The organism is Rudaea sp. (assembly GCF_057139185.1).
Genome location: NZ_DBNHDN010000045.1, coordinates 78341 through 102344 on the forward strand (window position 1 = coordinate 78341; position 24004 = coordinate 102344).

Sequence of the window (24004 nt, forward strand, 5' to 3'; positions counted from 1 at the left end):
ACTAAAGAACCAACGATCCAGAAATTGCACTTTATGGCCACTAAACGCAATTCCTGAGGATTAATGCAATATTCATCCGCCGTGCTCAGCCGCGCAGTGCGCGCGATATTCCTTCCAGGCCCGCCGCCAGCTCGGACGCCGTCGGCCAACCGTAGCCCAGTCTGAAACAAGTATCGGGCATCTCGAACCAGCGCCCAGGACCGACATAGGTGCCGTGGACGTCGAGCAGACGTCGATAGAATGTCTCCGTTCCGCCCGAAGGCGCGTCACGCATGCGCGGGAAGCACACCACGCCGCCCGCCGGCGGAACCCATTCGAGCAGTTCTTCCTTTGCGATCCAGTCAGCGACGAGCTGGCGCCGGCAGCGCATATCGGCAAGCACGGGCGCGAGAATGGTGGCGCGGTTCGCCATGATCTGCTCGCCGATCCACTCGTCGATGACGCTGCCGCAGATGCTGATCTGCTCTTTCGCGGCGAGAAAGGTTTCCTGTAGCTTCGCGTTCGTCGTCACGATCCAGCCGAGGCGGATGCCGGGAACGCCGTATGCCTTCGACAGCGACGCCACGCTGATGACGTTGTCGCCAAGCGAAGCCGCCAGCGGCAGCGCACCGCCGTACGACAGGTCGCGATAGGTTTCGTCAACGAGCAGGACGCAGCCGTTGCGCCGCGCAAGTTCGGCCAGGCCGCGCAACTCGGCCTCGCTGTACATGACGCCGGTCGGGTTGTGCGGACAGGTGACACTGAGCATCTTGGTCGCGGTCGTGAAGCCGGACGCGACGCGATCGAAGTCGATGCGGAAACCATCGTCGAAGCTCAATTCGATATGCGTCGTTGCGCAGCCGATCGCGCGCGGCGTCTCGATGTTCGTCGCGTAATTGGGACGCACGACGATGAGATGATCCCGCGCGCCGAGCAGCGAGGTCGAGATGATGAACAGCGCACCCGCCGCGCCTGTGGTGATCAGAACGTCGTCGGGGCGAATCCCCATTCCCTCCGCCGCAATCAGTGCACGCAGCCGCTCGCGACCGCGGTGCTCGCCGTAGAGCAAAGTCAGATCGGGAATCGTGAGCCCGAGATCCGACAGCTTGCGGTCGGAGACGGAACTCTCCGACAGGTTGTAGCGAATGCGCGAGTAGCCGTATTCCTCCGGCGATTCGACTTCGATGGGCATCCGGACGTAGCGCAAGAGAACCTCCCCCCATGATCGATGCGAAGTTGCGGAACCACTGCTTCCTTGCCGAACCGCTTCGTTCCGTCGAAAATCCATGATTGCATTAATAATCGCAATAATACAATCTATGCGTGGTGGAAACAGAGGCAGCGGGCATCTGGTTTCTCGTGGCTTCGTGTAGCCGGAGCCTTTTGCCACCCTTTCCACTCAAGCTGAAGGTTGTCGTGGGCAACGCTACATGAAAACACTCGCCATGATTCGTCCCCTGCTGGCCGCCGCAGTACTGGCGCCTGCCTTGGTACTGGCCGCGGCACCGGCCGATCTTATCCTGCACAACGGCAAGATCTGGACCGTCGAGGCGAGACCGCCCGTCGCGCAAGCCGTCGCGGTTGCCGGCAACAAGATCGTCAAGGTCGGCAGCGACGCGGAGGTGCTCACGCTGCGCGGCACGAATACGCGCACGATCGACCTCGACGGCCGCCTCGTGCTGCCTGGCTTCAACGATGCGCATACGCATTTCGAGAACGCCGTGGACTGGTATTTCCAGGTGCGCCTGGTCGACGTGAACTCGCCCGAGTTGATGATGCAGCGCCTCGCCGAGGTCGTCGCGCGCGTGCCGCCCGGCATCTGGATCACCGGCGGCGACTGGAGCGATTTCGCCGCCGGCGCGAGGGCGAAGGACGGCAAATCCGGTGACTTCATTTCGTTCGAACCGGACCTTGCCGCGATCGACAAACTGACGCCGAACCATCCCGTGCTGCTGCGCCGCTACGATCGCGCCTGGTTCGCCAACGGCAAGGCGCTGCAACTCGCGCGCCTAACCGCAAAGACGCCCGATCCGCGTAATGGCAGGTATGGTCGCGATCCGAAAACCGGTACGCTGACAGGAATGCTTTACGGCAGCGCCGGCGAGGCGATGGAAAAGCTCATGCCGCCGGCTACACGCGAGCAGAAGCTGATCGGCGCGCGTGGCGTCGAAGCGGAGCTCAACGCCGTCGGCATCACATCGATCGCCGATATCACGCGCGACGACGAAATTTCGCAGCGGCAGATCTACCCGACCTATGTCGAGCGCAGTTATTCCGATCGCAGAATCTTCGAGGATCTGAAGAAGCGCGGCCAGCTCAGTGTGCGTGTCTACGCCTTCCTCCCGCTCGACTACTGGAGCGAACTCTCCGGCATCGGAATTCGCCCTGGCTCGGGCGATGCGCTCGTGCGATACGGTGCGCTCAAGGTGTTCGGCGATGCGGGGCTCATGTTCGAACCGCTCAAGGACACGATGGGGCTGCCCGGCGACTGGGCCTACCGTTTCATGGGCGAGGACAAGGTCGCTGCGGCGATCATCGCCGCCGACCGCGCCGGTTTCGACATCGGCATGCACATCATCGGCGACAAGGCGATCCACAAGCTGGTCGGTTGGTACGCCGACACTATGAAGGCCAACGGCGACCCGCGCAAACCGCGTGACCGCCGCCATCGCCTGATCCATGCCTGGTATCCGGCGCCGGCCGATCTCAAGCGCGCGGGCGAAATGCATTTGATCGCCGACGTCACGCCCGATCACATGATGCGCGATCCCGATCAACTTGAAGCGATTCTCGGCGCGGAGCGTGCGAAGTCGGCATTCGCCTGGCGCACGATGATCGACGATGGCCTGCGCCTCAACATCGTCTCCGACCTGCCCGGCCCATTCAACAAGGCGAGCCTTGCCACTTACGATCCGTTGCTCAACATGTACATGGCGGTGACGCGCAAGGGAGCACCGCACGCGGGCACCGCGCACGGCAACTCAACAAAAGTATTCCATCCGGAACAGGCGATGACGATCGAGGAAGCGATTGCCGCTTACACGATCAATCCCGCATATTCCTCGCACGAAGAAGACATCAAAGGCAGCATCGCACCGGGCAAGCTCGCCGATCTCGTTGTGCTCTCGGACGACGTTCTTTCCGGGCCGCCGGAAAAGCTTCTCGATACGAAAGTCGACTATACGATTTTCGATGGCAAGTTGGTCCACACCAAACCTTGAATCTGGATTTTCGTCATTCCCGCTTTCGCGAGAATGACCCCGAGAGAAATTTTCTGGCGAGGCATCAATACGCCATGCTCACCGATTTCGTTACGAGGAAGGCATCGAGCCCCTCGATTGCTCCCTCGGAACCGTAACCCGACGCCTTGACGCCGCCGAACGGCGTCTCCGGATAAGAGATCTTGCAGGTGTTGACACCGATCATGCCGGCTTCCAGCCCTTCCGACACCGCATGCGCGTTGTGCAGCGAGCGCGTGAAAGCGTATGCCGCGAGGCCGTACGGCACATGGTTCGCGCGCGTCACCGCTTCATCGAGTGTCTTGAACGGCGTCACGCCGATGATCGGGCCGAACGGCTCGTCGTGCATCAGCTTGGCGTCGTCGTCGAGATCGGCGACGACGACCGGCGCGAGGAAAGCGCCGGCCGGATCGCTCATCTGACCGCCATCGAGGACACGCGCGCCGCGCGCCTTGGCGTCATCGAGGAATGCCCGCACGTCGGCGACACGCCGCCGGCGCACGAGCGGACCCATGGCGGTACCCGCGGCAAGGCCGTCGCCGAGTTTCAGCGCGAACGCCGCCCGCGCAAACGCATCGATGAAGGATTCGTATGCTTCCTCCTGGACAAAGAAGCGCGTCGGCGAGATGCAGGTCTGGCCGGCATTGCGGAACTTCGACGCGACCAGCAACGGAATCGCCGTATCGAGATCGGCGTCGTCGAACACGAGCACGGGCGCCTGGCCGCCAAGTTCGAGCGTGAGTTTCTTCGTGTCCTTGGCGGCGAGTTCCGCAAGCAGGCGGCCGACGCGCGTCGAACCGGTCAACGTGATCTTGCGCACCACCTCGCTCGCGATCAGATGTTCGGAGATTGCCGGCGCATCGCCATAAACGACGTTGACCACGCCGGGCGGCATGCCCGCATCGATGAGTGCCTGCGCGAGCAGCAGACAGGTGAGCGGGGTTTCCTCGGCAGGCTTGACGATGAGCGGACAACCGGCAGCCAGCGCGGCGGCGATCTTGTAGCCGGGGTTGCGCGCGGGAAAATTCCACGCGGCAAAGGCGGCGCTGACGCCGACCGGCTCGCGCAGCACCTGTTGCTGCAGATTCGGCCCGCGCGCCGGGACGATGCGGCCGTAGGCACGCACACCCTCCTCGGCAAACCAGTCGTACATGTCCGCGGTGATCTGCACCTCGCTGCGCGCCTCCGCGAGTGGCTTGCCCTCCTCCTGCGTGAGCACGCTGGCGATGATATCGATGCGCTCGCGCATCAGCGCGGCGGCGCGGCGCAGTACCTGGCCACGATTGAACGCGGGTATCGCACGCCAGTGCGGAAACGCTTTCCGTGCCGATTCCAGTGCGTCATCGAGATCGGATTTCGATGCGCCGGCGTAGCGCGCAAGCACGCTGCCATTCGCCGGATTGACGAGTTCGGTGACTGCATTTCCCGTGCCGGTGCGCCAAACGTTGTCGATCAATTGCTTCGGTTGCTTGCAGAGTTCGGGCAAATCATTCATGTCGATTCCTCAATGCGTTTCCGTCGCGTTCGCGACGCAGGCGACGTAATGGTCCGGACCGACGGCAAGCATCACCGGTTCGCCTTCGCTCAGGGCTTGCCCCGACATGCTGCCGTGATTGAAATAGACATGGTCGGCGGGCGGTGGCCGGAGACGGCTCTCGTGCTGCTCGAGGCAATAGCCCACGCCGCCTTCGATGCGACGGATGCGCGGCGTCGCCCGCAGCAGGCGCAGCGTGTAGGGGTGGTGCGCGTCGCCGAAGATCGCATCGCGCGAACCAATTTCGAGAATGCGGCCGCGATAGATCACGGCGACGCGGTCGGCAACCTGCTCGACTACGCCAAGATCGTGGGTGATGAACAGATAGGCGAACCCGAATTTCTTCTGCAGGCTTTCGAGCAACGCGAGCACCTGCTTCTGCACGGTCACGTCGAGCGCCGACACTGCCTCGTCGGCGACGAGGAAGCGCGGACCGGCAACGATCGCGCGCGCGATGCTGACGCGCTGACGTTGACCGCCGGACAGTTCGTGCGGGAACCGCTCGGTGAAATCGCCCGTCAGGCCGACTTCGGCCAGCATCGCGGTCGCGCGTGCGCGGCGCTCGGGCTTTGATAGACCCGCTACATGACGCAGCCCTTCGGCGACGATGTCGACGAGGTGCATGCGCGGGTCGAGCGAGGAATACGGGTCCTGGAACACCATCTGCGACTTGAGCCGATACGCGTCGAGATCGCGTTTGCCGCAGTTGGTGATATCTCGGCCTTCGAAACGGATGCTGCCGCCGCTTTCGCGCACGAGGCGCACGAGCGCGCGCCCGATCGTGGTCTTGCCCGAACCGGATTCGCCGACGACGGCGAGCGTCTCGCCTGCATGCAGATCGAGGTTTACGCTGCGCACGACGCGGAAAGTTTCGCGTTTGCGCCAAAAGGGAGTCGGCTTGTCGAAATCGACGTCGAGACCGCGGATCTCAACCAATGGCGTGCCGCCCGGCGCCGGGAATTTACGTTCGCCACGCGCGGGCAACGAGGCGAGCAGTTTGCGTGTGTAGTCGTGTTGCGGCTCGGCGATTACACGGCGTGTCTCGCCCATCTCCATCGTCTCGCCGCGGCAGAGCACGACGACACGCTGCGCGTAGCGCGCGACCATGCCGAGGTCGTGGCTGACGAGCAGCACCGCCGTGCCCATCTCGCGCGTGAGCTGGGTCATGATGTCCATGACTTCCTTCTGCACGATCGCGTCGAGCGCGGTCGTAGGTTCGTCGGCGATCAGCAGGCGCGGCTGCATCGCCAACGTCGACGCGAGCATGATGCGCTGGCGCATGCCGCCGGAGAACTGGTGCGGATACGCGTTCAGGCAGGCGGCCGGATCGGCGATGCGCACGCGCTCGAGCAGGTCGAGGCAATGCTTGCGCGCCGCGTCGTAGCGCAGGCCGCGATGCAGGCGCAGCGCTTCTGTCATCTGCACGCCGATGCGCAGCGCCGGATTGAGCGAGACCATCGGCTCCTGGAAGACCATGCCAATCGCGTTGCCACGGAGCGCACGCAAGCGTGCGGCAGCGAGATGGGCAAGGTCTTCGCCGCCATAGCGAATCGCCCCGCCCTGCACCGCGACGCCCGGCGGCAGCAGACGCAGTATCGCGCGCGCGATCATCGTCTTGCCGCTGCCCGATTCGCCAACCAGCGCGAGCATCTCGCCGGGCACGATCGAGAAATTCGCGTCGATGACGATGTGCCTGGCTTCACCGTTGGTTTTGCGCAAGCCGATATCGAGATGTTCGACCACGAGCACGGCACCGCTCACCGATTGCGACGAGGGCACGGATAAGGGCATGACTGCGGCAATCATCGCTCAGCCCAGATTCTTCATATACGGATCGAACTCGTCGCGCAACGCATCGCCGAACAGGTTGACGCCGAGCAGCGACAGCGAGATCGCGAGGCCGGGGGCGATCGCGAGCCACGGCGCTTCGCTGACGTAATTGCGACTGTCTGCGAGCATGCCGCCCCAGCTCGACGCAGGAGGTGGCACACCGAGGCCGAGGAACGACAGCGCGCTTTCGGCAAGCAACGCCCAGCCAAAAAGGGCAGTCGCGAGCACGATGATCGGCGCGACCGCGTTCGGCAGCGCATGGCGCAGCATCGTGTAGAGCTCCGCGTTGCCCATGATGCGCGAGGCTTCGACGTACTCCTTCTCGCGCAGACTGAGTACGTTCGCGCGCACGACGCGCGCGACGGCCGGGATGTAAGTCAAGCTCAGCGCGGCGATCACACCCATGCTCGACGCGCCGAACACCGCGATCACGCCGAGCGCCATGATCAACGACGGAAACGCGAGCAGCGCATCGACGAACAGCATCACGATCCGCGACGGCCAGCCGCCGAAATAGCCGGTCAGCGCGCCGATCAAGGCGCCGCTCGCGACGGAGACGAGCACGGTCGAGAAACTGACGAGCACGCTGACGCTCGCGCCATTGAGCAGGCGGCTGAACACGTCGCGCCCCCACTCGTCGGTGCCGAGCCAATGCAATGCGGACGGCGCGACGAGGCGCATGTGCAGGTTGTTGATGATCGGGTCGTATGGCGTGTACATCACACCGAACGCGGCTGCGATGAGCATCACTACGATCAGCGTAGCGCCGATCCTCGCGTTCGGGCGATGGAACAGCCGACGCTTCATGACAATCTCACGCGCGGATCGAACAGCGGATATGACAGATCGATCAGCAGGTTCACACCGACGTAGATGGCGGTGATGAACAGCAGCGCGCCCTGCACGACCGGATAGTCGCGCGCGAAGATGCTGTCGACGAGCAGGCGGCCGATGCCCGGAATCGTGAACACGGTTTCGGTGACGACGGCGCCGCCGAGCAGCGAGCCGAGGGTCAGGCCGATGACGGTCCAGGTCGGCGCGAGCGTGTTCTTCAACGCGTGACGTAGCGCGACGATCGGCTCGGATAGGCCTTTCGCGCGCGCATGCGTGATGTATTCCAGACGCAGCACCTCGATCGTGCTCGCGCGCGCCATGCGCACGATCACGCCAGTCTCGATCAGGGCGAGCGACATGACCGGCATGACGAGATAACTCACCCCCTCACGGAAGTTCCCGAACGGCGAGACATAGCCGACCACGGGAAACAGATCGAGCTTGAGGCCGAAGAACATCAGGAACAGCAGGCCCAGCCAGAAACTCGGGATCGACAGGAATACGATAGCCAGCATCATCAAGCCCGCATCGACCTTCGTGTTCTGTTTCCATGCCGCGAGCATGCCGAGCGGGATCGCGAGCAGCGCGGCGATCGCCACGGCGGGCACGACGATCGAGGCAGTGACCGCAAACGCGTCGAGTAGCATGTCAAGCACGGGACGCTGCTGCACGATCGAGACACCAAGGTCGCCGTGCAACGCACGACCGATCCACATCGCAAATTGCACAACCAAGGGCCGATCGAGGCCGAGTTCGGTGTGCAGCCGCGCGAGCGCCTCGGGATTTTCGAGGTCTCCGAGCATGAGCTGTGCGGGATCGCCTGGAATCAGATGCAGCATCGCGAACACCGCGATCGCGACGATCAGCAGCGTCGGGATCGCGAGCAGGATGCGCTTGGCGACGTAGGTCAGCACAGTGCGCCGAGCTTACAACGTGTATTCGACGAAGTTGCGGCTCAGGTACGGCTGGCGCGCGATCCACATCCTGCGCGCGGCCGTGTCCATGATCGTCGTCGCCACGGTCGCGGAAATGCTTTCGAAGCTCACCTGCTTCGGCGAACGCAGCACGCTGTCGGGCTTGCCGAATTCGTCGAACAGAGCAGCCGTGATGTCGTCAATGCCGATGCTGCCGCGCTTGGCGTGCAGGGCCGCGGCAACACGGCGCTGACGGTAGATCGAATCAGAATTGTTGCGGATGCCGAGATCGGTCAGCTTGACGCGCGCGACCGGGTTGATCCAATGGTTGGCGTGGACGAGCAGGCCGTCTTCGGGAGTCATCCAGAACACTTCGTCGGGCGCGCACTCGAGATCGACTGCTTCACCGTCGGCGTGGCTCAGCATCAGATTGTTCGAACACAGACGTGACTTGCCGAACACCTGCCCCATCGCTCCGGCCAGATTGTGCGCTTCGAGCAGCTTGCGGCGCAGCAGCGCGAGCGGCGCTTCGCCGGGCTCCGCGTAATCGCGTTCGCACATCAAGAAGTTACCGGTGATCGCCACGCCTGCACTGTTGAAACCATGGCGCGCAAGTGCGCCGGCTTCTGCGAAGACGAGGATGTCGGGCGAGTGTTCGTACCGGATGCGCAGCACCACACCCGTGTCGACGCACTCCTCGCGCCAGTCCCAATTGTGCGCGTGGATCAGGCGGCCATCGCGCGCCGCCTCGGGCATGACGATAATGCCGGTACAGCCATCGTCCGGCTCGCACCTGGCCTTCACCTCGGTTTTGCCGAGCGTTTCGTAGCCGAACATCATCTCGGTGCGGCAGTTGATGATGACGATGTCTTCGAGCGCGACATCCGCGCCTTCGGCGATGCCGCGCATTTCCTCCAGATAGGTCGAATCGTAGGCTTCGATCGTCGGCATGAAGCCGCGGGCAAGCCGGTACTGCTCGGCCAGCCCGACGCCGCGACGCTGCATCTGGCCGCGATAGAGGGCGACGCTGCGGGCAATGCGCTCGGGCACGGCCGTGCCATAGGCCTGTCCGCGTGCATGTGGCGTGCCGGCGAGGTCGATCAAGGGAAACGATTCGGGGGGCATGACGATCCTTGAAGGTGTTCGGCTTTGTACAAATACTACTCTGAGTACAATATTTATCTGACAATCTGGTGAATTTGTGTGCAATGCAGCAAAAATATGCTGCAAATAATTGTTTTTTTATAACTGAAAATACAATAGTATCCGATCCAGAACGTGACGTACAGATGACGAAGGCTAATCGCTACCGGGTAGGGCCAGCGAAATTCCGGCGCAGGGACCGCCACTTCCACTTTTCACGATCGGGGAACCACAGATGAAATCGACCAGCTTCAAACTGACCGCACTACCGTTCTGCATCACTCTCGCCTTCGCCTGCATGCAGGCGCGCGCGGACGACGCTGCGATGGCCGATGCACAGAACCAGACCAACGCGGCGAAAGCACCCGCGGACGGTAGCGAACACAAGCTCGAGACGATCAGTGTGACCGCCGACGTCGGCAAGGGCTTCACGACGAAGACCTCGCAGGTCGGCGCGTTCCGCGACCAGAACATCCTCGACGTGCCGCTGTCGATCAACGTGCTGCCGCGCGCCGTGATGGACGCACAGGCCGTAACCAACCTGTACGATGTTCTCAAGAACACCGCTGGCGTGAGCCAGGCGCAGATCAACGACACCGTTTCGCAGAACCTCGCGATTCGTGGCATCTCGATCGACAACCGTACGAGCTACCGCCTCAACGGCTCGCTGCCGGTCAACAACCTCATCGAAATGCCGATGGAGGACAAGGAGCGCGTCGAAGCACTGAAGGGTTCCTCCGCGCTGTACTACGGGTTCACCAGCCCCGCCGGCATCATCAACATGGTGACCAAGCGCGCGCGCGATAGACCGACCGCTGCATTCGACATCACCTACGACGACAACGGCCAGACGGTCGGCCATGTCGATGTCGGCCGCCGCTTCGGCGACAACAACCGCTACGGCCTGCGCGTCAACCTCGCCAGCGGCAAGCTGCATGCTTCCGCCGACAACCAGGACGGCAGCCGCAGCCTGGTCAGCGCCGCCTTCGACTGGCGCGTGACCGAGGCCATCACCTTCAAGCTCGACTACGAGAACTTCCACAAACGTCTCGTCGAGAACTCGGCGATCGCGCTGCTGCCCGCGGTCAACAACACCATCCTGTTGCCACGCATTCCCGATTCGAGCAAGCTGATCTCCGGCCCTTGGGCGAAGAGCAAGGCCGGCTCGGAAAATGTGCTCGGACGCGTCGACTGGATGCTTTCGGACACATGGGCCGCGATATTCGAATGGGGTCGCGCGGAAACTGACCGCGATGCGCGCTCGTTCACTTCGATGCAGAAGTACAACATCAACACGGGTGCCGGCACGCTCAACGAATCGATCGCGCGCGGGCAGCAATACGTCAACAACAACGCGCGCGTCGAGCTTGACGGCCGCGTGCAAACCGGTTTCCTCGATCACGAAGTTTCGTTCGGAGCGATGCAGAACCTGCGCAACCAGAACAATCCGGCCCAGCAGGCTTACAGCATCGCGCAGAACATGTACAACCCGATCCTGCTGCCAGCGGCGTACTACACGATCAAGCCGACGTACCGCCCTCAGGACATCACCGACCGCGGCGCCTACGTGTTCGACCGCGTCCGCTTGGGCAACGATTGGCAGTTTCTCGTCGGTGCGCGCCGCACCAAGTACCGCAACGCCTCCACCGGCTCACCGTTGTACGAAGTCGAGAAGACCTCACCGTCGGTCGGCGCGATCTACAAGTTCCGCGAGAACACGAGCATCTACGCGAACTACATCGAAGGCCTCGAGGAGACCGGCACGGCGCCGATCACGGCCGTGAACAGCGGCGTCGTACTGCCGCCGGCGGTGAGCAAGCAAAAGGAACTGGGCGTGCGCAGCGAAGTGATCGACGGCATCACCGCTTCCGCCTCGCTGTTCGAGATCGAGCGCGGTTCGGCGTATCTCAATACCTCCAACGTCTACGTACTCGACGGTCGCACGCACTATCAAGGTGTTGACCTCTCGGTCAACGGCGAGCTGACGCCGGAATGGTCCGTGTACGCCTCGGCGCTGTTCCTCGACGCCGAATTGCGCAAGGCGCAGAACACGGCGCTGATCGGCAAGACGCCGGAGAACACGCCCGATACCACTGCAAGCCTTTTCGCCGACTATCATCCCGAGGCGCTCCCGGGCTGGAGCTTCAATGCCGGCGTCTACTACATGGCCAAGCGCGCGGTAAACAACCTCAACCAGGCGCACATTCCGGATTACGCGCTGGTCAACGCAGGCGTGCGCTACACGACCAACCTGTTCGACCGTAAAGTTACCTTGCAGCTCAACGTCGAAAACCTCGCCGACAAGAGCTACTGGAGCGCCGTAGGTTCTGGCTATCTCGGCTACGGCAAGCCGCGCACGCTGAAATTCACCGGCCGCGTCGAACTGTGAGCTTTCCCGCCAAAGCGTAGAAGCGCCAGCGCGCGATACGCCACATGGGCAGGGTCCGCCCGCGGCTATGCCGCGGGCCAGGTCAGCGCGACGTGCAAACCGCCCAGCGCTTCGGATCGGCCGAGGGCAATTTCGCCTGCCGTCGCCTCGACCAGATCGCGCACGATCGACAAGCCCAGGCCGTGATGCGCCGTGCCGGATTCGTCGAGGCGGCCGCCGCGCATCAACGCAGTTTCCGCGCTGATGTCGAGACCCTGGCCGTCGTCCTCGACGCTGAGTTGCAGTCCGTTCGCGCACGCGCCTGCCACGCGCACGCGACGGCGCGCGAAACGCGCGGCGTTCTCGATCAAGGCACCGAGAATTTCGGTGAGGTCGTCCTCGGCGATCCGTGCTCGCAGGTTTTCGTCGATGTCGACTTCGAACACGATGCGTGCCCCCACGTCGGTGCGTTCGACCACACCGATCACGCGCTCGGCGATGAGTTGCGGTGAAGATTCCTGGGTGGTCGCCGTATCGCGGATCGCGGCGGCGCGCGAGCGCGCGAGTTCGGTTTCGACCGCGGCGGAGGCGGCGGCGATGGCACGGTCGAGGCCGTCCGCTGCTTCGGTTGCGCCGCTGGCGCGCGCGCGCCGGCTCTGCGCGCTCAGTGCAGCCAGTGGCGTCTTCAGCGAGTGGGCGAGATCGGAAGCGCGGCGGCGCGCACGCGTGAGATCGCGTTCGCGCGCTTCGGCAAGATCATTGATCGCGGCGGTCAACGGTGCGATTTCCACCGGGTGCACCGCGCCGAGGCGCGCGGAGGGATCGCGACGCAATGCGGTGAGATCCTCGCGCACGCGGCGCAGCGGACGCAAACCAAGTTGCACCTGCAGCCAGGCCGCGCCGAGCAGTACGGCCCAGAGCACGGCGAGGAACAGCGCCAGTTCGCGTCCGAACTCGCGGCGCACGCTGCTCAACTGCGCCTCATCGACCGCAACCTGCACGAGCACGCCGTCGCCGCTGCGGTCGGGGCGCACACTGCGCTCGATCAGGAACACGCGGCGACCGAACGGGCCCGGCGCATAGCGCGACGCCCAGCGTGCAGAAGCGGTCGCCTGTATGGCGGCGGCAGGCGCCGGCAGCGATTCGTCCCAGAGCGAATGCGAGCGCAGCGCACCCTGCTTCGTCGTCAATTGCCAATAGTAGCCGCTGTCGGGCGTCTCGAAGCGCGAATCGTGCGGTGGATCGTCGGCCACCGGCATGCCGTCGGCGCCGATGCGGAGCTTGGAGACGAGTTCGACCGCATCGTAGGTCAACTCGCGCGCCGCGCGCCGCTCGATGTGGTGGGCAAACAGCATCGACATGACCACCCAGGCCAGCAGCATGGCGACGAACACGGCGATCGCCGCGCCGAAGAGCAGGCGCAGGCGCAGCGAATGCGCCATCAGGACGCGCCCGCGAGCAGGTAGCCGAAGCCGCGGCGTGTCTGCACCACGTCGGCGCCGAACTTGCGCCGCAGGCGCATGACCAGCGCCTCGATCGCGTTGGTGTCGCCTGATTCGGCGACGCCGTACAGATGCTCGGCGAGCTCGCCCGCGGACACGGCGCGATCCGGATGGTGGGCGAGATAGTCGAAGAAGCGAAACTCAAGTGGCGACAACGGCACCGGCTTGCCGTCGAGCGTGGCCGACATGCGTCGGGTGTCGAGCTTGAGTCGCCCGCAGTCGAGCACGGACGTGGTGCGTCCGGCGGCGCGGCGCACGAGCGCGCGTACGCGCACGATCAGCTCGCCCATTTCGAACGGCTTGGCGAGGTAGTCGTCGGCGCCGGTCTCGATGCCCTGCACCTTCTCGGTCCAATCGCCGCGCGCGGACAGGATCAGCACGGGGAAAATGCGTCCGCCCGAACGCCAGCGGCGCAGAACGGAAAGACCGTCGAGGCGCGGCAGGCCGAGATCGAGCACGGCGATTTCATAGTCCTCGACGTCGCCCTTGAACCAGGCCTCCTCGCCGTTCGTGCACAGATCGACGACGAAACCGGCGCTGCGCAACGCATCGGCCACGTCGGCGCCGACGTCGGGATCGTCTTCGACCAGAAGTGCCCGCACTACTCGTCCTCGATTCGGATCACATTGCCGTTGCGCGCGTCGAGCACGATCTCGCGCACGCGGCCGCTCGCGGTCAGCAATTTGACCTTGTAGACCGGACCGCCCTTGAATTCGACCTCGACCACGTCGCCGGCAACCTTGGACTGCGCGACGGCGAGGATTTTCGTCAGCGGCAGGATCTCGCCGCGCTGCATCGCTGCGAAGGCCTCCTGCTGCGCCTGTTTCTTGCGCGCTTTTTCGGCGGCCTTGTCCTGCGCACTCCCGTCCTGAGCATGCGCAACATTCGCGGCGAGGACGATCGCGGAAAGCGAGGCGATGAATGTTCTGCGTGTTTTCATGGCGCGCACCTTGCCAGCGGCATACTGACATTTGCCTGACGCCATCTGCCGGTTTCGCGTCAGGTCGGCTTGTTCAAGATGGCGTCGCCGTCATCGGCCACCACCATATTCGAGGAGTTTAGCCATGCTTACCATCAATACCAAATCCACCGCTTGCGCCGCTCTCGCTTCGCTCGCATTCGTGCTCGGCACCGCCGCCACGGCAGCACCCGCGGGCATGCTGAGCCTGGACGACATCGAAAGCCGCGCCAGCGCCCAAGGCATCCAGGTCAAGGACATCGAAGTCCGGGACCGCCTCGTCGAAGTCGAAGGCCGCGACGCCAGCGCGCAAAAGGTCAAGCTGGTGTACGACCGCAAGACCGGCGAGGTGCTGTCGCGCGAAGTGAAGGTCCAGAAGTCGAAAACCCGGTAGGGTCGCAATCCCCGCCCCCGCGCCGCGAGTATCATCCGAATTCGCGGCGCCTTCCATCCTTGCAATACGCTCTCCAGTCTTCTCTTCCCGCACTCGACCATGAACAAATCGCCCCGCCTCGTTATCATCGTGGTCGCCATCGGCCTGGCCGTCGCCACCGCTTTCGTCTGGAAACAGTTGGCACCAGCCGGCAAGGCCAAATCCGGCGGCAAGCCGCCACCGTTGGTCGGAGTCACCACCTCGCGCACGCTCGACCTGCCCGTGTACTTCGCCGCACAAGGCCACATCGTGCCGCTCAACCAGGTCGATGTCCGGCCGCAGGTGGCTGGCGTGATCCGCACGGTGAACTTCCGCGAAGGCGACGAGGTGAAGCCGGGGCAGCTCCTGTTTGAACTCGACGCCGCCGACGTGGTTGCGCAATTGCGCCGCGCCGAAGCCAACGCCAACCAGATCCGTGCGCAGATGGACGATGCGACACGCGACCTCAACCGCACATTGCAACTGGTCAAGTCGGGATTCATGTCGGCCGCCGTGGTGGACACCGCGCGCAGCAAGGCGGAATCCTTGCAGGCGCAATACAAGGCGGCGCAGGCGGATGTCGACAGCGCACGCGTCCGCGTCGGCTACATGCACATCGTCTCGCCGATCGCCGGCAAGGCCGGCGCACTCGCCGTGCATCCGGGCAGTCTCGCCCAGCCCGGCGATGCCGCGGCACTGGTGAGCATCGTCCAGTTCGATCCGATTTCGGTGGAATTCACCCTGCCGGAGCGCAATCTGGCCGCGGTGCGCGACGCGCACGCCGCCGGCACTACGCAGGTCAGCATCGATCTCGACGACGGCACAAAACGCACGGGTCAGCTCAGTTTCATCGACAACCGCGTCAACGCAAGCACCGGCACGATCGGCCTCAAGGCAACGTTCGAGAATGCGGACCGTCATCTGTGGCCCGGCGCATACGCCCGGGTCGCGCTGAATGCCGGCATCAGCAAAGGCTCTGTCGTATTGCCGCCGCAGGCGGTGCTCGAAGGGCCCGAAGGCCATTTCGTCTTCCAGGTCGGCGCCGACAACAAGGTTGCCGTGCATCCGGTCAACCTGCTGCGCATCCAGGACAACAACGCCGTCATCGAAGGACTGGACAACGGCGCCACGGTCGTGGTCGAAGGCGCGCGCAGCCTGCGCGACGGTATCGCGGTGACGATCGACAAATCCCCGGCCGCGGCGACAGCGGCCAACGCCAACGGAGCCGCCAAATGAACCTCGCCGGCCTTGCCCTGTCGCGCCCCATCGCGACGACGATGCTGTGGCTCGCGGTTGTCGTCGCCGGCGTGGTCTGCTGGCTGAAGCTGCCGATCTCGGCGCTGCCGCAGGTCGAAACACCGGTGATCGAGGTAACCGCCAAGCTGCCAGGCGCCAGTCCGGAGAACATGTCGACCTCGGTGGCGACGCCGCTGGAAAAGGAGTTCTCCACGATCCCCGGCCTGATCGGCTCTACCTCCGAGAGCATCCAGGGCGAAACCAGCATCCAGCTCGAGTTCGACATCGGCCGCGACATCGACGCGGCCGCGGTCGACGTGCAGGCCGCGCTGTTCCGCATGGGGCGTCAGCTGCCCGCGGAAATGCCGAGCCCCCCGACCTACAGCAAGATCAATCCAGGCGATGCACCGATCTTGCTGATCGGGCTGAATTCGTCCACGCTGCCGCTCAGCGACCTCAACGCCTACGTCGAGAATCTCGTCGTGCCGACGCTGTCGACGATCAACGGCGTCGCCCAGATCGTGGTCAAGGGCGGCAAGCGCTTCGCCGTGCGCGCGGAGATCGACCCCGAGCGCCTCGCCTCACTCGACCTCTCGCTGATCGACGTCGGCAACGCGCTGAAGACCGCGAACTCGGTCACCCCGCTCGGCCAGCTCGACAACTCGCGCCAGATGCTCTCGTTGCAGATGCCGAAGGGTTTGATGAAGGCCGCGGATTTCGCCAATGTCGTCGTCGCCATGCGCAGCGGCCAGACCATCCGCCTGGGCGATCTCGGCCGCGTCTACGACAGCATCGAGAACACGCAGAAGAACAGCGAAATCAATGGCACCGATTCGATTCTGCTGCAGATCCAGCGCCAGCCCGGCGCCAATGTCGTCGAAACGATCGATGCGATCCGCGCGGCGCTGCCGCAACTGCGCTCGGAACTGCCCGGCTCGGTGCGCGTCCGCCTGATGGGCGACCGCTCGCAATCGATCCGCGACGCGATCCACGACGTCAACGTGACTCTGATGCTGACCATCGCGCTCGTCATCATGGTGATCCTGTTGTTCCTGCGCCGCGCCAGCGCCGCGCTGGTGCCATCGATCAGCCTGCCGATCTCGCTGTTCGCGACGTTCGGCCTGATGTACTGGGCTGGCCTGAGCCTCGACAACATCTCGCTGATGGGCTTGACCGTCGCCGTCGGCCTCGTCGTCGACGACGCCATCGTCGTGCTTGAGAACATCATGCGCTACATGGAGGAGGGTCTGTCGCCGCGCGAAGCTGCGCTACGCGGTGCGCGCGAGGTCGGCTTTACCGTCTTGTCGATCTCCATCTCGCTGGTCGCGGTGTTCATCCCGTTGTTCCTCACCCACGAATTGAGCGGCGCGCTGTTCCGCGAGTTCGCCATCGTCGTCTCGCTGGCCATTCTCGTCTCTGCCGCCGTGTCGCTGACCCTGATTCCCGTGCTCGTGCCGATGCTGATCAAGAAAGCGCCGGCGCACGATGAAGCGCGCGGCTGGAACCACGCCTTCGAGGCCGGTTTCGCACGCGCGCTCGAAAGCTACCGCAGCACGCTCGAATGGGCGCTCGCCCATCGCAACGTGGTGCTGCTCGGCGGCACCGCGACCGTCGCCCTCACCGCGATCCTGTACGTCGCCGCGCCCAAGGGCTTGTTTCCGCAGGAGGACACCGGCCAGATCTCGGTCAAGATCAAGACCGGCGAAGACATGTCCTACGAGGGCCGCGTCGACGTCATGCACAAGGTCCAGGCCGGCCTGCTTGCCGATCCCGCGATCGTCACCGTTGCCTCCAAGGTCGACCACGACACAACCGCGCTGACGATCGATCTCAAACCGCGCGGCCAGCGCCCGCCGATGCCCGCGGTCCTCGACGCACTGCGTGCAGAGACCGCGCGCCTTCCCGGAGTCAGCGTGAGCTTCAGCCCCGTGCAGAACCTCAAGGTCGGCTCGAGCACTTCGGACAGCGCCTTCCAGTACACATTGCAATCGGTCGGCGGTGACGATCTCGAACAGTGGTCGAAGAAATTGCTCGCCGAACTGTCGAAGTCACCCGTGTTTGCACAGATCGATACCGACTACGAAACCAACGGCCTCGAAGCGCACATCGACATCGATCGCGACAAGGCCGCGCAGCTCGGCGTCGACATGGCGAGCCTGCGCACCACGCTCAACGCGGCTTTCGGCACGCGCCAGGTGTCCACCATCTACGCGCCGGACGCGGCTTACCAGGTCATCATGGAACTGAAGGACCAATCGCGCCGCGACGAGACCGACATCTCGCGCATCCGCGTGCGCGGCAGCAACGGTGCGCTGATCCCGCTCGACGCCTTCGCCCGCGTCACGCGCGGTAATGGCACGACGGTGGTAGCACACAAGGCGCAGCTGCCGGCGATCAGCTATTCGTTCGAACTCGCCAACGGCAAGTCGCTGTCGGACGCCGCCGACGCGATCGCCGCCGCACGCTCGGCAATCAATCTGCCGCAGACGATCTTCGGCAGCTTCGGCGGTCAAGCCGGTCTGTTCGAAAAGTCGCGCACCAGCCAGCTCTGGCTGATCGCGATCGCATTGGCCACGATCTATCTCGTCCTCGGCGTGCTGTACGAGAGCTGGATCCACCCGTTGACGATCCTGCTCGGCCTGCCCTCGGCTGCGGTCGGCGGCCTGCTTGCGCTGCGCCTGCTCGGCATGGAACTGAGTTTCATCGCGATGATCGGCATGCTGCTCTTGATCGGCGTGGTCAAGAAGAATGCGATCATGATGATCGACTTCGCCCTGGAGGCGCAGCGCATGCAAGGGCTGCCACCTGGACAGGCAATCCGGCAGGCCTGCCTGCTGCGCTTCCGTCCGATCACGATGACCACGCTCTGCGCACTCGCCGGCGCGCTGCCGATCGCACTCGGCTTCGGCGCCGGCGCCGAACTGCGCCAGCCACTCGGCGTCGTCATCGTCGGCGGCCTGTTGTTCTCGCAATTCATCACGCTCTACATCACTCCGGTACTGTACCTGTGGTTCGACGGGATGACCTCTCGATCGCGCGTGGATTCCTCGTCCGCATCCACCCAGGCCGCTTGAACCGGCGATCGCTCGCAATCCCGCCGCGACAACGGTGGAAATGGACGATTCAGGACATTCCTGCCACACCGCGGCAGAAACGGCGAAACGTTCCCTTTCCTTCACGAACGGGCGTCTGTGCCCGGAAACCACAGCTCCAACCTCCCCTAAGGATTGACCTGCCCGGCGATTCTCGTACCAACCGAAAGTTGCGAAGATGGCTCCCGCCAACGAAGCGAGGAGTCGATGCGGAAGGCACGATTCACTGAAGATCAGATGGTCAAGATTCTGCGCGAGACGGACAAGACGCCGGTCGCACAGGCGGCCGAGCAGTACGGAATCAGCGAGCAGACGTTGTACGTGTGGCGCAAACCCTATGGCAAGCTGGAAGCTGCCGACGTCAAGGAACTGCGCACTCTGCCGCAAGAGAACGCCCGATTGAAGAAGCTGCTGGCCGAACGGGACTTGGCCATCGAGGTGATGAAAGAGATCAGCGCAAAAAATGGCGAGTGCGCCCGCCCGCCGGCGACAGGTGAAGTAGGCGCAAGGGCGTGGCCTGTAGGGTCGAAGTACGTGCGCGCTGATGCAGGTTTCGCTATCGACGCTGAGCTACAAAGCGCTGCATCTGGTGAAGGACGCACCGATGATTGCAGTGATGCGCGAGTAGTCGACGCAGTATCCGCGCTTTGGTCATCGGCGCATTGGTGTATACGTGGAATGCGCCGATCACCTGACGAGTTAGGATGGTGGGCGCCGTCATTGGGCCAAGTCTGACATTATCGACGACGGTTTCCTTTAACTCTTTCGTACTATTGGCATGCACCGCTGTTCCGGTACGACCCGGACGCGAACCCTGTCGTCGATTCCGTCCGATCGCGTTGCCCCGGTTTCCGTCCGCCTCGCGGGCGGGCGGAAGCCGTGGCCAACCGCAGCGAAGATCCGCGATTCAGAACGTGACGAGCAGCGCGACGCGAAAGCGGTCGAGCCAGTCGCGCGGGTCGAACGCCGGCGTGTCATAGGCGTTCTTCGGTTTGTAGTGCGCCCACGTCGCGTTGATCGAGGTCCCCGGATAGATGACGTAGTCGGCGCTGAGCATATGCTGGCGGTAGTTCGTTGCGAGACTCGTGTTGTCCTGCGAGAACGCGGAGAGCACTGCATCGGTCTCGGCGACGGCGTAGCCGTAGCCGACACGCCAGTCGCCGACTTTGCTCGCGCGGCCGAGCAGCACGTCGAGACCATAGCCGGTATCCGCATCGGTTGCCGCGCCGAAGTTGTGCACGTAGTCGCCGACGATGCGCAACGGCCAGCGCTCGCCGAAACCGCTGTAGCTCGCGCCGACGATCAGATCGCCGAGATGAAATTGCGAGAGATAGCTGCCGTTCGGCTTGCGCAGGTTGGTGCGGAAATCGCCCGCATCCGCGCCGGCGGTGCTGCCGAGCGAGTAGTGGTAATACGCGGCGGCGGTGTCGAATTTCCACGGACCCAGCGTGGGCGATTCGTAGACGAACTGGGCGCCGGCCATCGTGCTGTCGGGACCGGCCGCTTGTTCATCGATCACGAAGTAGAGCGCGTTCGCCTTGAACGCGCTGCCGTCGGCCAATGGCAGCTTGTAGTTCGCGCTGATGCCCTGCGGAGTGACGTCGCCGTCCCACACCAGTTCGGTGCGCACGAACGGCTGCGGAATCTTGCCGCCGTAGAACTGGGTGCTGCCGTAGTCGAGTTTGGCGTAGGCCAGGTCGAGGCTGGTCTGGAACTTGTTGTCGAAGTTCGAAAGCTGTACGTCGACGCTGTTCGGATCGTTGTAGTCGCCCGTCACGATGCGCGTGCCGACGCTGACGACGTCGTTCACGGCATAGGTGATACCGAGCCGGCCGCGCACCTGTCCACTGTGCCGGTCCGGCGCGTGATCGTTGGAACTGTCACGCTGCGCGCGCACGCGCAGGTCGCCGGCGATGGCGAACCGTGATGGCGGCGCACTCTGCTGCGGTGCCGGGACGGGTGGAGGCGCAGCGCTTGCCGCGTCGCGCGCGATCGGGTTGATGTCCTTCATCGGATCGGGACCCGGACCGCTCGCCGGCGGCGGCGCGATGCCGACCGACGCTTCGAGCGCGCGAATGCTCGCCTCGGTACGCGTCTGCAGCTCTGCGATGCGCGCCTGTTCCGCGCGCAGCGCTTCGATCTGCCGGCGCACCTCGGCAGCGTCGACTTGCGCAGGCGCAGGCGCCGGTGCAGGCGCGTGCGCCGGCGCCTGCGCGCCGGCTGCGCCGCCGGCGGCGAGCGCAAGCACCGATGCGGTCAGGCCAAGGATGAATTGCGATTGTGCGGGACGGCGAACGCGTGACAAACGCGCGCCGCCTGCATCTTGCGATGTGACGTACATGTGTCTCTCTCCATTTGTTCAGAACTGCGACCCGGTGATTCGGAAAACGGCGCGACGGTGTCGATGCCGAAGCCCGCGGGCGAAGATGCCGGCCCGACGCTGACATCGCCCTGACGCGGCGCGGTTCGGGGCGGTTTTCTCCCTTAATTTTTTTTCAGGAACGCTTCAGGCTGGCGTCAGCTTGCGCGCCTACATTCGCGGCGAACGGACGCAACGATCCGGCGCGGAACGCGCACACGACAAACAACGACAGGGTCCGAATTCGGGGACCTACATTGGGAGGATTGATGTTCGTCAGAACGAGTTTGGCCTCGGCCGTTGCGGCCGGTTTGTCACTGCTTCTCTCACAAGCGGTCCTCGCGCACGACGCGAGCCCCGATACTTCCACTGCGGACGCCGTCGCCAGCAGCGATGCGGCCACTGGCGCAGACAAGGACGAGAAGAAGGAAGAACGCGAGCTGGAGACCGTCCAGGTGACCGGGCGCTTCATCTCCAAGGGCGCACACAGCGCGATGAAGCAGGATCTCGATGTGCGCGACACGCCGTACTCGACCGCCGACTATTCGCAGGCGTTCATGAAGGCGATCCAGACGACCAACCTGACCGACCTCTACCAGTACATGACCGGCATATCGCGCGGCGGCGTGACCGGCTACGACATCTCGATCCGCGGCTTCAAGACCACGCAGGCCGACCAGGGCGCGATCCTCGTCGACGGCCTGCCCGGCCTGGCCGGCCGCTTCGGCTCACCGCCGACGGTGATGGCGCAGAACATCGAGGTGGTCAAGGGTCCGGCCTCGGTGCTGTACGGTGAAGCGCAACCGGGCGGTTTCGTCAACATCGTTACCAAGAAGCCGGAAGAAAAAACCGCAGGCAGTCTCGACCTCACGGCCAAGACCTATGACGGCTACGGCATCGGGCTCGGCGACCACATGAGCTACGTCGGCGACCTCGACCTCACCGGCCCGATCGACAAGGACCACAACCTGCTCTATCGCTTCGTCGCGGAGCTCTCCGACAACAACACGTTCCGCAACGACTGGGAGCATGCGCGCTACATCGCGCCGAGCATCACCTGGCGCATCAACGACGGCACCACGCTGCGTCTCTCCGGGGAATATCGCCGGCGCAACAACGCCTACGACTACTACCTTGCCGCACCGAACAAGGACGCGAGGCTGATTGCACCGATCACGACGAAGTACCAGGAACCCGGCGACCTGCAGCAGGAAGGCGGTCGTTCGGCGACCGCTGCGCTCGAACACGATTTCGAGAACGGCGGCGTGTTCAACTTCTCCGTGCGTCACGTACGCGGCTGGGATACCGCCCAAGGTTACGACACCGTCGCGGTGCTGAAGGACCTCGTCACGCTGCAACGTCGCGCACGCGGGCAGAACAATCACCGCAGCTACGACTATTTCGATACGAACTACACGCAAACGATACAGACCGGGCCCATCGAGCACAAAATCCTCGCCGGCGTCGGCGGCGGCACCAATCGCACCGACTTCCTGCGCTTGCAGTTCTACAATGGCCCGACCTCGGGCCCAACCTCGATCCCGGGGCCGAAGTCGATCAACGTCAGCGTCTACAATCCGGTATACGGCGTGTCGCCGCCGCTGTCGGCTTTCCCGCCCGGCCCGCTCAACGACCGCGTGACGACCGAGAGCAACGCCGGCGCCTACGTCTCCGACGTGATGACGCTGTCGGAACACTGGAAAGCCAGTTTCGGCCTGCGCTACACGAAGGACCATACGTATCAGACCGAGCACGTCTACCCGCCGTTCACGAGCAGCGCCAAGTCTTCGGATGACGTGCTGCCAACCGCCGGCATTCTCTATCAACCAAACGAGGACTGGACGTACTACTACAGCTATTCGACCTCGTTCATCGCGCCCTCGCCGACCGCGCAGGCCGCCGACGGCAGCAACCCGTTCCAGCCGACCACGTCCCATCAGAATGAAGCCGGCATCAAGGCCAGCCTGCTCGATGGCCGCGTCACGTCGACGGTCGCCCTGTTCGATATCCAGAAGACCAACACCCTTGCCGTCGCCGCCTGCAACGCCGGCGTGCCCGGCACCTGTTCGGTGCAGGTCGGCGGCGAGCGCTCGAAGGGCTACGAGTGGGAAGTCGACGCCCAGCCGCTGGAAAACTGGCATGTCCTGTTCGGTTTCGCTCATGCCAACGCGAAGGTGGCCAAGTCGAACGGCAACTCGACCACACCGATCGCCGACACGCGCCTGACCAATGCGCCGCTCAACAGCGCGCACATCTGGTCGCGCTACGACTTCGCCGAAGGCCCGCTGAAGAACTTCGGCATCGGTCTCGGCGTGACCTATTCCTCCGAGATTCGCGGCAGCCAGCCGACGCCGGCCGACCAGCGCGTGCTGATCCTGCCGGGCCACGTCGTCACCGACCTGGCCTTCTACTATCTGGCGATGGACAAGTTCCCGGTCACGCTGAAGATCGGCAACCTGTTCGACAAGACCTATTACGAAGGCGTCAACTCCACGTTGAACGAGGTCGGCATCGTGCCGGGTTCGCCACGCTATGTTCAGGTCTCCGTGAAGGTTCCTTTCCTGTGAACAACTGCCATCGTTCGCTCCCGCGCAGTTTCGCCCG

At 64.0% G+C, this 24004-nt stretch carries 17 protein-coding genes; 7 read left to right on the top strand and 10 right to left on the bottom strand.

Annotated elements, in window-relative coordinates:
* Nucleotides 1-85 precede the first annotated feature (85 nt).
* Nucleotides 86-1186 carry a pyridoxal phosphate-dependent aminotransferase gene (locus tag AC16HO_RS16030; protein WP_484335585.1) on the bottom strand — a complete coding sequence of 367 codons (1101 nt, stop codon included), beginning with the start codon at nt 1184-1186 and terminating at the stop codon, nt 86-88.
* Nucleotides 1187-1424: 238 nt separating this feature from the next.
* On the opposite strand from AC16HO_RS16030, the gene AC16HO_RS16035 reads away from it, so the two are divergent.
* Nucleotides 1425-3200, top strand: coding sequence for an amidohydrolase (locus tag AC16HO_RS16035; RefSeq protein WP_395642233.1), 1776 nt, complete (start codon nt 1425-1427; stop codon nt 3198-3200).
* Between the two features lie 64 nt (nt 3201-3264).
* Here AC16HO_RS16035 and AC16HO_RS16040 read toward each other — a convergent pair whose 3' ends face one another.
* The 5 genes from AC16HO_RS16040 to AC16HO_RS16060 are packed head-to-tail and all read right to left on the bottom strand — an operon-like array spanning nt 3265 to nt 9455.
* Entirely contained in the window at nt 3265-4713 is a 1449-nt protein-coding gene (locus tag AC16HO_RS16040; protein WP_395642234.1) for an NAD-dependent succinate-semialdehyde dehydrogenase, read from the bottom strand.
* Between the two features lie 9 nt (nt 4714-4722).
* Nucleotides 4723-6543, bottom strand: coding sequence for a dipeptide ABC transporter ATP-binding protein (locus tag AC16HO_RS16045; protein WP_395642235.1), 1821 nt, complete (start codon nt 6541-6543; stop codon nt 4723-4725).
* An 18-nt stretch (nt 6544-6561) separates the two neighbouring features.
* Entirely contained in the window at nt 6562-7389 is an 828-nt protein-coding gene (locus AC16HO_RS16050) for an ABC transporter permease (RefSeq protein ID WP_395642236.1), read from the bottom strand.
* A complete protein-coding gene (locus AC16HO_RS16055) occupies nt 7386-8330 on the bottom strand; it encodes an ABC transporter permease (RefSeq protein ID WP_395642237.1) in 945 nt (314 codons plus the stop codon). Before AC16HO_RS16055 ends, AC16HO_RS16050 begins: the two co-directional genes overlap by 4 nt.
* A 12-nt stretch (nt 8331-8342) precedes the next feature.
* A complete protein-coding gene (locus AC16HO_RS16060; RefSeq protein ID WP_395642238.1) occupies nt 8343-9455 on the bottom strand; it encodes a C45 family autoproteolytic acyltransferase/hydrolase in 1113 nt (370 codons plus the stop codon).
* Nucleotides 9456-9708: 253 nt separating this feature from the next.
* Between AC16HO_RS16060 and AC16HO_RS16065 the strand changes: the two genes are divergently transcribed.
* A complete protein-coding gene (locus AC16HO_RS16065) occupies nt 9709-11862 on the top strand; it encodes a TonB-dependent siderophore receptor (protein WP_395642239.1) in 2154 nt (717 codons plus the stop codon).
* Nucleotides 11863-11927: 65 nt separating this feature from the next.
* Here the strand turns inward: AC16HO_RS16065 and AC16HO_RS16070 are convergent, their stop codons facing one another.
* The 3 genes from AC16HO_RS16070 to AC16HO_RS16080 are packed head-to-tail and all read right to left on the bottom strand — an operon-like array spanning nt 11928 to nt 14283.
* Nucleotides 11928-13283: a sensor histidine kinase gene (locus tag AC16HO_RS16070; RefSeq protein WP_395642240.1), complete on the bottom strand. Its 1356-nt coding sequence runs from the start codon at nt 13281-13283 to the stop codon at nt 11928-11930.
* On the bottom strand, nt 13283-13945 hold the full coding sequence (locus AC16HO_RS16075; RefSeq protein ID WP_395642241.1) for a response regulator transcription factor: 663 nt from the start codon (nt 13943-13945) through the stop codon (nt 13283-13285). The genes AC16HO_RS16070 and AC16HO_RS16075 overlap by 1 nt, the downstream gene beginning before the upstream one ends.
* Nucleotides 13945-14283, bottom strand: a complete 339-nt coding sequence (locus AC16HO_RS16080; protein ID WP_395642242.1) for a PepSY domain-containing protein — start codon at nt 14281-14283, stop codon at nt 13945-13947. Before AC16HO_RS16080 ends, AC16HO_RS16075 begins: the two co-directional genes overlap by 1 nt.
* A gap of 124 nt (nt 14284-14407) precedes the next feature.
* Here AC16HO_RS16080 and AC16HO_RS16085 point away from each other — a divergent pair, with 124 nt between their 5' ends.
* From AC16HO_RS16085 to AC16HO_RS16100, 4 genes are all read left to right on the top strand, one after another.
* Nucleotides 14408-14695: a PepSY domain-containing protein gene (locus tag AC16HO_RS16085; RefSeq protein ID WP_395642243.1), complete on the top strand. Its 288-nt coding sequence runs from the start codon at nt 14408-14410 to the stop codon at nt 14693-14695.
* Between the two features lie 99 nt (nt 14696-14794).
* Nucleotides 14795-15949 carry an efflux RND transporter periplasmic adaptor subunit gene (locus AC16HO_RS16090; protein WP_395642244.1) on the top strand — a complete coding sequence of 385 codons (1155 nt, stop codon included), beginning with the start codon at nt 14795-14797 and terminating at the stop codon, nt 15947-15949.
* On the top strand, nt 15946-19023 hold the full coding sequence (locus tag AC16HO_RS16095) for an efflux RND transporter permease subunit (protein WP_395642245.1): 3078 nt from the start codon (nt 15946-15948) through the stop codon (nt 19021-19023). Before AC16HO_RS16090 ends, AC16HO_RS16095 begins: the two co-directional genes overlap by 4 nt.
* Before the next feature lie 225 nt (nt 19024-19248).
* Nucleotides 19249-19776: a transposase gene (locus AC16HO_RS16100; protein WP_395642246.1), complete on the top strand. Its 528-nt coding sequence runs from the start codon at nt 19249-19251 to the stop codon at nt 19774-19776.
* A 172-nt stretch (nt 19777-19948) separates the two neighbouring features.
* Here the strand turns inward: AC16HO_RS16100 and AC16HO_RS16105 are convergent, their stop codons facing one another.
* A complete protein-coding gene (locus AC16HO_RS16105; protein ID WP_395642247.1) occupies nt 19949-21382 on the bottom strand; it encodes a putative porin in 1434 nt (477 codons plus the stop codon).
* A 287-nt stretch (nt 21383-21669) separates the two neighbouring features.
* Between AC16HO_RS16105 and AC16HO_RS16110 the strand changes: the two genes are divergently transcribed.
* Nucleotides 21670-23967: a TonB-dependent siderophore receptor gene (locus AC16HO_RS16110; RefSeq protein WP_484335586.1), complete on the top strand. Its 2298-nt coding sequence runs from the start codon at nt 21670-21672 to the stop codon at nt 23965-23967.
* The last annotated feature ends 37 nt before the right edge of the window (nt 23968-24004 follow it).